12 protein-coding genes are annotated in these 13,420 nt (G+C 33.6%); 10 read left to right on the forward strand and 2 right to left on the reverse strand.

What is annotated here, in order from left to right; all coding sequences use genetic code 11:
* Positions 1–9: 9 nt before the first annotated feature.
* The 4 genes from ACFHWD_RS11835 (at position 10) to ACFHWD_RS11850 (ending at position 5,079) form a co-directional block, all read left to right on the forward strand.
* Positions 10–1,134 (forward strand): DUF362 domain-containing protein, encoded by a 1,125-nt coding sequence (locus tag ACFHWD_RS11835; protein ID WP_378062037.1) that lies wholly within the window; start codon positions 10–12, stop codon positions 1,132–1,134.
* A gap of 281 nt (positions 1,135–1,415) precedes the next feature.
* Positions 1,416–2,516, forward strand: a complete 1,101-nt coding sequence (locus ACFHWD_RS11840) for a 2-hydroxyacid dehydrogenase (RefSeq protein WP_378062039.1) — start codon at positions 1,416–1,418, stop codon at positions 2,514–2,516.
* Positions 2,510–3,346, forward strand: coding sequence for a ketose-bisphosphate aldolase (locus ACFHWD_RS11845; RefSeq protein ID WP_378062041.1), 837 nt, complete (start codon positions 2,510–2,512; stop codon positions 3,344–3,346). The genes ACFHWD_RS11840 and ACFHWD_RS11845 overlap by 7 nt, the downstream gene beginning before the upstream one ends.
* Positions 3,347–3,573: 227 nt before the next feature.
* A complete protein-coding gene (locus ACFHWD_RS11850; RefSeq protein WP_150355346.1) occupies positions 3,574–5,079 on the forward strand; it encodes an FGGY-family carbohydrate kinase in 1,506 nt (501 codons plus the stop codon).
* Positions 5,080–5,165: 86 nt separating this feature from the next.
* Here ACFHWD_RS11850 and ACFHWD_RS11855 read toward each other — a convergent pair whose 3' ends face one another.
* Together ACFHWD_RS11855 and ACFHWD_RS11860 are read right to left on the reverse strand one after the other, a co-directional pair.
* Positions 5,166–6,623, reverse strand: a complete 1,458-nt coding sequence (locus ACFHWD_RS11855; protein WP_150355345.1) for a PLP-dependent aminotransferase family protein — start codon at positions 6,621–6,623, stop codon at positions 5,166–5,168.
* Positions 6,617–7,291: a LysE/ArgO family amino acid transporter gene (locus ACFHWD_RS11860; protein WP_150355344.1), complete on the reverse strand. Its 675-nt coding sequence runs from the start codon at positions 7,289–7,291 to the stop codon at positions 6,617–6,619. The genes ACFHWD_RS11855 and ACFHWD_RS11860 overlap by 7 nt, the downstream gene beginning before the upstream one ends.
* A 371-nt stretch (positions 7,292–7,662) precedes the next feature.
* Here ACFHWD_RS11860 and ACFHWD_RS11865 point away from each other — a divergent pair, with 371 nt between their 5' ends.
* The 6 genes from ACFHWD_RS11865 to ACFHWD_RS11890 all read left to right on the forward strand — a co-directional run.
* Entirely contained in the window at positions 7,663–8,511 is an 849-nt protein-coding gene (locus ACFHWD_RS11865) for a MurR/RpiR family transcriptional regulator (protein WP_207707983.1), read from the forward strand.
* 410 nt (positions 8,512–8,921) lie between these two features.
* Positions 8,922–9,719, forward strand: a complete 798-nt coding sequence (locus ACFHWD_RS11870; RefSeq protein ID WP_150355342.1) for an electron transfer flavoprotein subunit beta/FixA family protein — start codon at positions 8,922–8,924, stop codon at positions 9,717–9,719.
* Between the two features lie 79 nt (positions 9,720–9,798).
* Positions 9,799–10,800 carry an electron transfer flavoprotein subunit alpha/FixB family protein gene (locus tag ACFHWD_RS11875; protein WP_150355341.1) on the forward strand — a complete coding sequence of 334 codons (1,002 nt, stop codon included), beginning with the start codon at positions 9,799–9,801 and terminating at the stop codon, positions 10,798–10,800.
* A 2-nt stretch (positions 10,801–10,802) separates the two neighbouring features.
* Positions 10,803–12,224 carry an FAD-binding oxidoreductase gene (locus ACFHWD_RS11880; protein WP_150355340.1) on the forward strand — a complete coding sequence of 474 codons (1,422 nt, stop codon included), beginning with the start codon at positions 10,803–10,805 and terminating at the stop codon, positions 12,222–12,224.
* 166 nt (positions 12,225–12,390) lie between these two features.
* Positions 12,391–13,158, forward strand: a complete 768-nt coding sequence (locus ACFHWD_RS11885; RefSeq protein WP_150355339.1) for an IclR family transcriptional regulator — start codon at positions 12,391–12,393, stop codon at positions 13,156–13,158.
* 16 nt (positions 13,159–13,174) lie between these two features.
* On the forward strand, positions 13,175–13,420 hold a 246-nt coding region (locus ACFHWD_RS11890), incomplete at its 3' end, for a 4-hydroxyphenylacetate 3-hydroxylase N-terminal domain-containing protein (protein ID WP_378062046.1).

Genomic DNA, 13,420 nt, shown 5'->3' on the forward strand with positions numbered 1-13,420 from the left:
GGTGATCTTATGAAAAGTAGCGTATATTTTGTAACCTTAAGGGCTAGAAAAGCAAAAGAAAATAAAATAACCAAGATAAAAAAATTATTTGATAAAGCGGGATTTAAAGATCTTCTTAATAAGGGAGATTTAACTGCTATAAAAATTCATTTTGGTGAGCTTGGAAGCGATGGGTATATCAACCCTGTATTTGTAAGACAAATTGTCGACAAGGTAAAAGAAGCTGGTGCGAATCCATTTTTAACTGACTCAAACACATTGTATTCTGGAAGCAGATCAAATGCGGTTGACCATGTAAACACAGCAATATTGCATGGATTTAATTATGCGGTAGTAAATGCACCTGTGATAATAGCAGATGGCTTGAAAGGTGAGAATGTAAGGGAAGTGGAAATAAATAAGAGACATTTTAAAAATACGAGGATATCCGGTGTCATAGTTGGGGCTGATAGTATGATTGTAATGTCTCATTTTAAGGGTCATGAAGTTGCGGGATTTGGTGGAGCCATTAAGAATTTGGCTATGGGATGTGCAAATCCTGCAGGTAAGAAGGATCAGCATTCCATAAGACCTAGTGTGAATATAGAAAAATGTGTAGGCTGCGGGCAGTGTGCAAAGGTATGTCCTCAAAAAGCCATAACTCTTGAGGATAAAAAGTCATCCATAGATAAGATGAGATGTGTAGGATGCGGTGAATGTATGACAGTTTGTCCTGTTAAGGCCATTGAATCAGGTGGCGAGATGGAATCAAAAATATTTACTGAAAAACTTACCGAATATGCTTATGGGGCAGTGAAGGGAAAAGAGGGAAAAGTAGGATATATAAACTTTATAATTAATGTAACACCTGACTGTGATTGCGTTCCCTGGAGTGATACTCCCATAGTGCCGGATATAGGAATACTGGCATCTGCCGATCCAGTGGCTCTGGATACCGCCTGTTATGATTTAGTAAATAAAGCAGTAGCATTGAATAATACATTTTTAAAAGATAATGAGCACCATGACCATGATTATCACCACTGTGAGGATAAATTTAAAGCTATGAGAAAGAATACTTACGGTGAGGTTCAACTTGCTTATGGAGAAAAAATAGGTCTCGGTTCTAGAGATTATAAGTTGATAAACCTATAACTTGATTTTTTGTTTTGTATTGATGAGAATTTATGGATTTATAATACAGTCCAATTGGACTATGTTATAAATCCATGTTTAATTAACTTAGTTTACACGGAAAGTAGCTGTTGACAAATAAAATAAATTATGACATACTGTATTTAGTAATAAATTTACTGCTAAATATACTAATAAGTCGTAAATAAACTGATGTAAAATATATTTAGACTTTAGAGAAAACTTATATTTATTGACATAAAAATTTAAATAAACTGTTTTAATAAGAGGAGGACATAATTATGGGAAAGAAAGTAAAGGCATTGCTAATAGGAGATGCTATGATTCCGGGAGAAAGCTTCGAGGGAGCTTGTAAAAAGTATCTGAATAAGTTTGTAGGAGAAACTAAGGTTGGCAATTGGGAATCTGACTGGGGTAAACTTCAAAATAGAAGGCTGGAAGTAGAGAAAAAGGGACCTGAAATAGAAGAAGTTGATTCACTGATAAAAGCTGAAGGAAAAGATGCTTCCATGCTCATGGGGCTATTTTTACCTATTTCTTCAAAAGTTTTTGAAGCTATGCCGAAACTGCGTATAGCAGGGGTATCCCGTGCAGGACTTGAAAATGTAAATGTTGAAGAAGCCACAAAAAGGGGAATACTTGTTTTTAATGTAAAGGGAAGAAATGCAGAGGCAGTTTCTGACTATGCAGTCGGAATGCTGTTGAGTGAATGTAGGAATATTGCCAGAGCTTTTCATTCAATTAAAGGAGGAAAATGGAGAAAAGAGTTTTCCAATTCCAGCTGGGTTCCAGAATTAAAAGGAAAAAATGTTGGTATTGTGGGATTTGGATATATAGGACGACTTGTAGCTAAAAAGCTTTCGGGTTTTGAAACAAATACCATGGTATATGATCCATTTGTGGATGATGAGGTTATAAAAAAAGCAGGTTGTACTCCTGTAGATAAAGAAACCTTATTTAAGGAGAGCGATTTTATAACGCTTCATGCTCGTTTAAGTGAAGAAACTAAAAATCTAGTAGGTGAGAAAGAAATAGGATCTATGAAGCCTACAGCTTATCTTATAAATACTGCAAGAGCAGGACTTGTGGAGGAGAAAGCACTGTTGAAGGCATTGAAAGAGAAAAAAATAGCTGGTGCAGGACTGGATGTGTTCTGGACAGAACCTATACCTGAGGGCAGTGAGTTCTTGGAGCTGGACAATGTGACCTTATCCACTCATATAGCGGGCACAACTAAGGAAGCTTTGAGCAGATCTCCGGAACTTCTTATGGAAGACATCGAAAAATTGTTGAAGACAGAAGAGGCCAGATTTATAGTAAACCCTGAAGTGCTTGAGAATAAAGAATTTAAAAAGTGGCTCAGCGAGGTGAGAGGATGTTAGTAAATTTATCATCAATGTTAAGAGATGCTCATTTGAAGAAGCATGCTATAGGTTCTTTTAATGTATATAATTTTGAAACTATAAAAGGTGTACTGGAGTCGGCGGATGAGTTAAAGAAACCTGTCATAGTGGCATTTGGAGAAAAATATTTAGATAATATGGATTTAAATACTGTGTATGCAGTAGTAAATTCCCTGGCTAAAAATATCAGTACTCCAGTTGCCCTTCATCTGGATCATTGTAAATCCTTTGAGCATATTATTCAGGCCATTAGAGCAGGATTCACATCTGTGATGTTTGATGGATCCAGCCTTAGCTTTGAAGAGAATTTACGTAAGACAGCTCAAATAGTATCTATTGCGCATGCAGTGGGGGTAACGGTAGAAGCGGAACTTGGGGCATTATCACGTGGAGATTATTCAAATGAAGACGAGGGAAAACAGATTTACACAGACCCGGATCAAGCAGAAGAATTTGTAAAAAAGACAGAAGTGGATGCTCTTGCCGTATCAATAGGAACTGTTCATGGTATGTATAAGGGGGAACCTAAGATAGATATAGGAGTGCTAAAGGCAATATCCTCAAAGATAGACATACCCCTGGTATTGCATGGCGGTTCAGGAACCCCTCAAGCCACTATTAAAGAGTGCATATACAATGGCATCTGCAAAATAAATGTAAACACTGAAATATCGATGTATACTGTAAATAAGATAAAGGGAGCACTTAAGTCAGATACGAATTATCATCTTTCAAAAGTGTCTTTAATGGAAGTAAAATATGTTAAAGAAGTTGTAAAAAAATATATGAACATGTTTTATGATGCATAAAGTGATTTTTATGAACGATAATTGATGTGATTTTATATCTTTAGGATTAAAATATTGAACTATTTTTAGAGGAACATATGGATATGTTCCTTTAAAAAATAGTTTAATTAATACCTTTTTGTAAGCTTAATTAAAAAGAAGGACAATCTGCTGAATTACTGGGGTGTAAAATAATTTGTTATAAAATGAATACGTTTTATAAAATAACTTTTAAATGGAGGTAAGTTATGGAATACGCAATTATAATTGATGTAGGTACATCCAGTTTGAGATCTATAGTTTATAGCTTAAAAGGTCAGTTTATACATGAGGAGTCTAAGGAATATCATACAGTGATAACGAATGGTAATGAAGTGGAGCAGGATCCTGAAAGCTGGCACAATGCATTGGTTTTTACACTTATGAATACTGCTCAGTATGTAAATAGAAATAGGTTGAATATATGTACAATTGCGGTGACTTCTCAGAGGGCATCTGTAATTCCGGTAGACATAAAAGGTAAACCATTGTTTAATTCTGTTATGTGGCAGGATAAAAGGAGTAATACACAGTGTTTTGAGATTTCAAATATAATTGGTGCAAATGAGATCTATCGTAAAACTGGATTGAGGTTAGATCCTTATTTTTCAGCACCTAAAATGCTTTGGATTAAAGAAGAGCAGCCTGAAATATATAAAAATACACATAAGTTATTAGGTGTACAAGATTTTGTTATATATTTACTTACCGGGAAGTTTATTACGGATTGGACACAGGCATCGAGAACTATGCTTATGAATATAAAGAATTTTAACTGGGATGAGGAATTGCTCAATGAAATTGGGATAGATAAAGAATTGCTGCCTGAACTCTGTGCCCCAGGCTCAATAGTGGGGAATTTGACACAGGAGATGTCAAGAATTACCGGGTTAAAATCAGATATTCCTGTAATTATAGGGGGTGGAGATCAACAGTGTGCAGCTTTGGCCTTAAATATATTGGCACCGGGTTCTGCAGAAGCTAATACGGGTACAGGATCTTTTGTAATTGCGTTTTCTGAAAAGCCTGCTTTTGACGGGCAGATGAGAACGTTATGCAGTGCTGCAGCTGTTCCTGGCAAATGGATAGCTGAAGCTGGTATCTTTAATACAGGTGCTATATATAGATGGCTTAAGGAACAGTTTTACAAAGAAAGCAGTGGAGATTCTTTTAAGATGTTAAATGATGAGGCCATTGAATCTACAGTAGGTGCGAATGGTGTATTGCTGCTTCCACATTTTCAGGGTAGTGCGGCACCTTACTGGAATCCTATGGCAAAAGGTGTGATTTTCAATCTTACCTTGGGAACTAAAAGAGGAGATGTGGCGAGAGCTGTACTTGAAGGAATTGCTCTTGAAATAGCCGATAATATTAACCTTATTGAAAATATATCCGGTGAAATCAACAGCGTCAATGTAGCAGGTGGAATGACTAAATTTGATTTATTTGATAAAATTCAGGCCAGTGCATTCGATAAAAATGTAATAAAATATGAAAATAGTGAGGCAAGCTCTCTTGGGGCATTGATAAGCTCTTCTGTTACATTAGGTGTTTATGATGATTATAATGAAGCATTTAAAAACATATGTAATGCCAGACAGGAGGTATTTGAACCGGATAAGAACTATGTAATAAAATATAAAGAACTTTTGAAGAGAAAGAACAGTCTTTATAATGCTTTGGAAAAGGGTGATATCTATAAATTATTTAATTGAAGAGATAATGGCAATTAAATAATTTATAGATACAATGATAGTGCTCTGCTTTACAGATTTCTGAAGAGTAGAGCATTATATTTTAATTATTCTAAGTCAAAATGTGAATTCCTAATTATATCGGAAAGTTTTTTTAGTCCAAATTGCAAATCCTGTATAGAAGCATAAGAATATGAAATTCTTATATTATAATTTGTATTGAAATCATACATATATCCTGGATTGATAAGAATTCCGTTTTTACAGCACCTGTAAAAAAGTTTGGTCATATTTATTTTGCTGTTCAATCTCATCCATATATAAAAGCTTCCTTTTGGTATATTCCACAGAGCTATGTCTGAAAAATATTTCTCAAGAATTTTTATTGTAATGTCTCTTCTTAATTTAAGTTTTCTCCTGAGTTTTTTGAGGTATGCTTCATATAATCCGCTCTTTATCCATTCTGCAGCTGCATACTGTGAGATAGAACTTGCCCCATAGTCTGTTTGCATTTTCACATCTCCTAAACGCTCTATAACAGCTTCAGGTCCTATTACCCATCCGATTCGCATTCCCGGAGCTAAAGATTTTGAAAGGGTATTCATATAGAGCACTATTCCATTTTTGTCCCTTGACTTCAAAGTGTCAGGAGGAATTTCTTCCATCCATAATTCCCTGTAAGCATCGTCTTCAATAATAGGGAGTCTTTCACGAGTGCATAAATTTAATAAATCATCCCTTCTATCCTGTGACATAATTGTACCTGTAGGGTTATTGAATGTAGGTATGGTGTATAAAAGCGAAGTGGTATTATCCAAGTTTTTCAAGATCTCATTTAATTTAACTCCATCTTTATCCATAGATATCCCCTTTAATTTAGTCCCCCAGGATTCAAATACGTGAAGTGATTTTATATAAGAGGGTTTTTCTACAAGCACAGTAGAACCGGGTTTTAATATACTCATTGAAATCAACTGAAGTGCTTGAAGAGATCCTGAGACGATCAATATAGAAGAAGGCGATGCATTTATGTGAAATTTTTTTATATGCTGGCTTATAATTTCTCTTAAATATAATAAACCTTTAGGCCTCTCATATCCCAGGGATTTTATTTTATTGGAGATAGTACTGAATACATTTTTCATCATTTCTTCTGGGAATAACTCAGGAGAAAGTTCTCCTGTTCCAAGTCTTATTATATTATCACTGTACTCAAGTTTGTTTATAATTTGAATCGTAGGTAAATTGGGCTGCTGTATTCCATTTTTTATATAATGCTCCCAATTTCCAGCAGGTGTTGAAGCCATTAAAGACCAGGTGTTATTTATAATTACAGTACCTTTTTTACCTCTGCCTTCAATCAACCCATCTGCTTTTAATTCATCTAAGGCTTCTATCACAGTACTTCTGTTTACTTCAAATATTTTTGCCAGCTCTCTTTGTACTGGAAGTCGTGTTCCTACAGTCCACTCTCCATTTCCTATTTTCTCTTTTATATAATCTACAATTTGTCTGTACAGCGCAGTGGAAGAATTTCGTTGGGGTTTCCAATCTATATTTAACATATATGTTCAGATCCTTTTACAATAATATAATTTAAGAGATTATCTATGAATTTAGTATTTGATAATTCTTGAATAAAATTAAGGCCCAGTTTCAATCCATAATAAATTATTACTATACCGCATATTATATTGATGATTCTTATGGATTTTTTGTTAAAACTATGCTTAAAGATGGATACTATGGTTGTGAGAAATATAAACCAGAAAAACGAGGCCGTACAGGATCCAAATATAAAAAATCCAGAATTTTCATAGGACATGGATGCCTTAAATCCACCTAAAAGTAAGGAGCCGTCAATAATAGCCTGGGGATTCATCCATGTGACTATAAAACAAGAAGCTATTGTTTTAGTTAAATTTTTTTCTACAGCTGCTTTCCTGTTTATATATGTTGTACTTAGTATAAGATTTAGCCCAATATATATGACAACTATACAGCCTACAAGTAAAACGAAAATTTTTAAAACTTTCAACCTCTCAATTATAGTTCCAATTCCCCAAAAGCAAGTAATGGCAAGAGAAATATCAAAGAATATTGTTATGAAAGCTATTTTGTAGGCATCGGTTTTTTTATTTGACATGGCAGAATTAATGACATATAGATTCTGCATGCCTATAGGTGCTACATAAGAAATTCCAAGCAGTAGTCCCTGTATAAAGTATTTCATTACTTTTTCATCTCCAAGCATTTATAGTTGATATAATCAATTATAAATGCTTTTACAGGAAGATGTCTGCAACCAGAAATCGAAAATTGTACCAACCAGAAATTTTATATAATTAAAAGCTCATTTTACCTATGTAAAATTCGTATAATTGGGATTTTAAACAAGTATAACATTTATGGGTTTAGCGAATCAATGCTGGAGTTTTACTATTTATGGTCATTGACATATATGGATAAATGTATTACTATTAATGATAGTAAATTAATTACTAATTTTTATATATAAGGGTGGTATATTTACTATATTTAGTCCATCAAATTAGTATTAAATAGTATATAGTACTTTTAATTAATGTTAAGGAGAAAATTGTTGTGAAAGATAATGTATTTACTATAATAAGAACAAAATATAACCTTCTGTCACCTGTACAAAAGAATATTGCAGATTTTATCTTAAATAACAGGAATGAGGTTATCCTTCTTTCCATAAGCGATCTTGCAAGTAAATGTAATACCAGTGAGACAACCATAATGAGATTCTTAAGAAAAATAGGGTTTAGCTCCTATCAGGTGTTTAGGGTGAGAACTGCTCAGGACATATCCGCAGATTCAACTCAGGCCATATATGAAGAGATCAAGCCTGATGACAGTACAAGTGATGTTAAGGAAAAAGTTATATTTTCAACAGTAAATTCTATAAGGGATATCAGCAATATGGTAGATGACGAGTCGATTGATAAAGTGACAGATTTAATTTTAAATGCTAGAAGGGTGTTGTTTTTTGGAATGGGTGCATCCGGAATAATTGCGAAAGATGCATTTCATAAGCTTTCGCGAATTGGGTTAAATGTTTTCAATTGTGATGATTCTCATATAATGAATATAGTATGTGCTCATACGGTTCCCTCTGATCTGTTGTTTATAGTTTCACATTCAGGTGAAAGCTATGAAGATCTGGATTGTATAGACATAGCAAAAGAAAATGGTGTTAAAGTTGTAGCTTTAACAAGTTATATTCATTCCACAATAACTGAAGTTGCGGATGCTGTATTGTTGAGTTCTACAAATGAGACAAAATATCGTTCAGATGCAATGGTTTCCCGTATTGTACAACTCGTTATTATAGATATACTCTATGTGAAATTGATTTTAAAGATGGGACCCTCCAGTATAAAAGAGGTCAACAAGTCACGTCTGGCTGTAGCCAGAAGAAAAAGATAATTTAAGAAATTAGATAACTTTATTAAAATACCCTATAATATAGAAATTTTTTATATTCCTATATTATAGGGTATTTTAATAAAAGAGAAAGACGATTTCAAATTAACACAGAAAAATAGTATATAATGAAATGAGCTATTTTAATATATGCTATATTAACTATAAGAATAAAATATTTATAGATGACAGATAATTCAGAATAATAAATTTATTTTTACATGATAATGATTACATTTAATGGCTTTAAATAATTATTGAATGTGCAATGGATTACATTATAGAAAATTTTTAGATAATTTTCTATTTGAGTATTGAACTAATTTTATATATCGTTTAAACGAAGATTAGAAATAAAACAATATTATTCAAAAACATGGTTTTGATTTTTAAAAAGATAAGGAGTGTAACATATGAAAATTATAGTTCCAGTTAAGCAAGTGCCTGAAACAAGCAATGTAAAAATGGATCCGGAAAAAGGTACTATTGTTAGAAGTGGTGTTGAAAGTATAATAAATCCTATGGATTTATATGCAGTAGAAACAGCTGTACAGCTAAAAGAAAAATATGGTGGAGAAGTTATTGCCTTATCCATGGGACCCCAGAGTGCTGTGGCCTCGATTAAAGAAGCAGTTTCTATGGGATGCGATGATGGAATATTGTTATCGGATAGAAAATTTGCAGGATCGGATACATGGGTTACATCATATGTTATATCACGTGCTGTAAAAAAGATAAAAGATTTTGATCTTGTAATTTGCGGTGAAAGAGCAACAGATGGAGAAACAGCTCAAGTTGGGCCGGGAATTGCATCTTTTCTTGACTTGCCTGTAGCTACATTTACAAGTGAAATAGTTTCCGTAAGTGAAAACGATATAGGTATAAAAAGACTTGTGGAAGATGGGTATGAACTTTTAGATATGAAATTACCTGCTGCGCTAACTGTTTCGAAGGAGATATGTGCTCCAAGACTTCCAAATTTTAAAGGCAAAATGAAGGCCAGAAAAATGGATGTTAAAGTATGGAATGCTGAAGATATAGAAGCTAAGGACGAATTTTTAGGGCTCAAGGGCTCTCCAACAAGAGTAGTTAAAATAGATAGCCCTAAAGTAGCTCGAGAGGGTCAAAAATTTGAAGTTAAAAGTGAAGAAGATGTAGATAAGGTTGTAGGAAATATTTTAAATTATCTGTCATCTAAAGCAATAATATAAATAAGTGTACAAGTTATTAATTAAACTTATTTTTTACTGTAAAAGAATATTTTAAATTATTAAAGTAGGAGGCATTTATATGAAAGAAATATGGACACTTGCGGAATTTAGATGTGGCAGTTTAAATAGTATATCTTTTGAACTATTAAATAGGGGTAAGGAACTTGCAAAGAAATTAGACGCACCACTTTCTTCTGTTATTATAGGAAATAATATTAAGACTGAAGATATCAATGAATTGATAGCAAGAGGTGCAGATAAGGTTTATGTTGTTAATGACAGCCATCTTGAACATTTCATCGTTGAATCCTATGCAAAAGTTTTAATATCTCTTCTTAAGGAATTTAAGCCGGATATATTTTTTGCAGCAGCTACGACTACAGGAAGGACTCTGATGCCTTACGTAGCCATAAAAATGAAAACGGGATTGACGGCAGATTGTACAGGCCTCGATATAGAAGAGGGCACAGGTAATTTACTTCAGACAAGACCAGCAATAGGTGGTAATATACTTGCAACTATAAAGACACCTAATACAAGACCTCAAATGTCTACGGTGAGACCACATTCAATGAAACCTATGGCAGCTGATGAAAGTAGAAAGGGAGAAGTTATAAAAAGAGAATTTATAGATGATTCCTCAGAGGTTAAGACCAAATTCATTAAATTTTTAAAAGATGAAACCCAACAGGTAGGTATACAAGATGCAAAAATTATTGTAGCTGGAGGCAGGGGATTAGGAAAGGCTGAAAATTTTAATGCTTTGGAAGAATTAGCAGAAATATTTGGAGGGGAAGTTGGTGCTTCCAGAGATGTTGTTGATAAAAATTGGATGACCTATCCTCATCAAGTTGGATTAAGTGGCAAAACTGTTTCACCTAATCTATATATGGCAATAGGCATTTCAGGTGCAATTCAACATATTGCTGGTATGCAAACTTCAGAAAATATTATAGCTATAAATAATGATCCCGATGCGCAAATTTTTAAAGTGGCAGACCTTGGTATTATAGGTGATTTAAATGAAATTCTTCCGCCTTTAATAAAAGGGATCAAAGAATATAAGAAAAAGGAGGCTTAAAAATGAAATACAATAAAATTACACCACAGATTATTGATGAGCTTATAGAAATTGTCGGAGAGAGAAATGTCATTTATGATAATGAAAATTTGGAGCAGTATTCACATGATGAAATAGCAGAAAAGGTTTATGCTCATATGCCAGAAGTCGCACTTAAACCATCAAGTGAAGAAGAGATCTCAAAAATAATGAAATTGGCAAATAAATATCTAATACCGGTAACTCCGAGAGGAGCGGGCAGCGGTTTATCTGGCGGAGCTGTTCCGCAATATGGGGGAATAGTAATATCCACTGAGAAAATGAATAAAATACTTGAAATAGATAAGGAAAACTTAATGATTGTCGTGGAGCCTGGAGTTGTAACAAATGAAATAAATGATGCGGTAAAAGAAGATGGATTATTTTATGCAGGTTACCCTATGAGCGTTGAGTCATGCTATGTAGGTGGAAATATAGCTGAAAATGCTGGAGGTGGAAAAGCTGTCAAATATGGCGTCACTGGAAGATATATTTACGGTCTTGATGTTGTAACGCCAACTGGTGAAATAGCTCATCTGGGTGGAAAAAGAGTAAAAGATGTGGCAGGCTATGATTTAATACATTTAATGATAGGTTCAGAAGGTACTCTTGGTATATTTACCAAGATATATATAAAGCTTATGCCTCTTCCTAAAGAAACAATAGATTTGCTTGTATTATTTAAGGATATAGATAGTGCAATAAGCATGGTTCCCAAAATAATGACTTTTGGAAAAGTTATACCAACTTCCATAGAGTTTATGGATGCGGCATCATTTGAAAATTCTTGTAAATACCTAAACGAAAATATTTCATCTGAAGGCTCAGGTGCAATGCTTTTAATTGAGTTGGATGGAAATAGTAAAGATGAATTGGATAATGAAAGTGAGATAATTGGGAATCTATGCATGGATAATGGGGCTATTGATGTATATATCGCAGATAATGCTACTACATCTGAAAGAATGTGGAAAATAAGAAGGAATATAACTGATGCATGGAAGCAGACAAATCCTCATGTAGTGCTAGACGATGTGGTTGTTCCAGTGTCCAAGATACCTGAATGTATGAGAAAAATGCAGGAATTGTCTAAAAAATATGATATTCCTATTCCATGCTATGGACATGCAGGTGACGGAAATCTTCATCCAAATCCTCATAAAAACCCAAATTCTACCTTGGATGAATGGTATGAAAAAATACCTAAATTGATGTCGGATATATATAAATTGTGTGCGGATCTGGGCGGTTCGGTTACAGGCGAGCACGGTATAGGAAATAAGAAAAAACCATATTTGAAATTTGTTCTGGAGCCTGTACAGATAGAGATGACAAAGAGAATAAAAAAGGCGCTTGATCCCAATCTCATCTTAAATCCTGGGAAAATAGTAGATATATGTGATTAGCTTAAAAATGAATTGACATATAAATTATTTTTACTTTAGTCTATAAATTATATGATTTTTGTACTCAAAGATATTATTATTATAATTAGTTATTATAAGAGACTATGCAAAAAAAATCAGATTAAGCTAAAAATATAAAAAATATGAGGAAAAAGGTGAGTACAAAATGGAAAATTTAGAGTCTAAATTATTAATTCAATCAATTATAAGAGGGGTAGATGTCTTTCAGTGCTTTAAAGATGATAATACCGAGATGGGTATAAAGGAGATAAGCGGTATTGTAAATTTATCTGAAAGTACAGTGTACAGAATATTGAGCACACTGGAATACAGGGGAATTTTAATCCAAAATAAAAAAAATAAAAAATACAGACTTGGGTTAAGCTTGTTAAAAACAGTTAATAGAATGAACAATTTCAAAAGTTGGAGCATGGAAGCCAATAACTGTATGATGGAATTGCAGCGTGAATTCAATGAAACAGTTAATTTAGCAGTAAGGGACGAGGATAATGCAATATATATAAATTCAATAGGTTCTTCACATGTTTTAAGACCTAATTTGGAAATCGGATCTAAATACCCTTGCCATTGTTCGGGACTGGGGAAATGTCTTTTGATGGATTTTCCCGAAAATAAGTTAAAAATGTTATTGAAATTTCCTCTTAAAAAATTTACCGATAAGACCATTGTAAATATGGATGCATTGATGAAAAACCTTAAAAAGGGAAGAGAAAATGGATATATATTGGATTATGAGGAATTTCAAATTGGGCTTGTATGTATATCAGCGCCTATAAGGGCATTTGGAAATAAAATAGTAGCGGCAATTAGTGTATCTATACCTACTGTAAGGGTTAATGATAAAATCTGTACTAAAATCAAGGATAAGGTGGTTAAAACAGCTAGAGAAATTTCCATGAAATTAGAAAATTAAAAGGGGGTAGGATCTTATGTCTTTAATGACAGGAGAGGAATACGTAGAAAGTTTGCGTAAATTAAAATTAAATATATATTTGTTTGGAGAAAAATTGAGCAACCCAGTAGATAACCCAATGCTTGTACCATCACGTAACTCTGTAAAAATGACATATGATCTAGCGCAGATACCGGAATATCAAAATCTGATGACAGCGACTTCAAACTTAACGGGGGAAAAGATCAATAGATTTACCCACTTGCACCAGAGCACGGAGGAT

This window comes from Clostridium sp. MT-14 (genome assembly GCF_042436595.1).
GTDB classification, from domain to species: domain Bacteria; phylum Bacillota; class Clostridia; order Clostridiales; family Clostridiaceae; genus Clostridium_B; species Clostridium_B aromativorans.

Coding starts and splice junctions, on each gene's coding strand:
- ACFHWD_RS11855 (WP_150355345.1), bottom strand. CDS start 6,623: ATGTTAAATATAGATTGGAAACCCCAACGAAATTCTTCCACTGCGCTG.
- ACFHWD_RS11860 (WP_150355344.1), bottom strand. CDS start 7,291: ATGAAATACTTTATACAGGGACTACTGCTTGGAATTTCTTATGTAGCA.
- ACFHWD_RS11885 (WP_150355339.1), top strand. CDS start 12,391: ATGGAAAATTTAGAGTCTAAATTATTAATTCAATCAATTATAAGAGGG.
- ACFHWD_RS11850 (WP_150355346.1), top strand. CDS start 3,574: ATGGAATACGCAATTATAATTGATGTAGGTACATCCAGTTTGAGATCT.
- ACFHWD_RS11835 (WP_378062037.1), top strand. CDS start 10: ATGAAAAGTAGCGTATATTTTGTAACCTTAAGGGCTAGAAAAGCAAAA.
- ACFHWD_RS11880 (WP_150355340.1), top strand. CDS start 10,803: ATGAAATACAATAAAATTACACCACAGATTATTGATGAGCTTATAGAA.
- ACFHWD_RS11870 (WP_150355342.1), top strand. CDS start 8,922: ATGAAAATTATAGTTCCAGTTAAGCAAGTGCCTGAAACAAGCAATGTA.
- ACFHWD_RS11875 (WP_150355341.1), top strand. CDS start 9,799: ATGAAAGAAATATGGACACTTGCGGAATTTAGATGTGGCAGTTTAAAT.
- ACFHWD_RS11845 (WP_378062041.1), top strand. CDS start 2,510: ATGTTAGTAAATTTATCATCAATGTTAAGAGATGCTCATTTGAAGAAG.
- ACFHWD_RS11840 (WP_378062039.1), top strand. CDS start 1,416: ATGGGAAAGAAAGTAAAGGCATTGCTAATAGGAGATGCTATGATTCCG.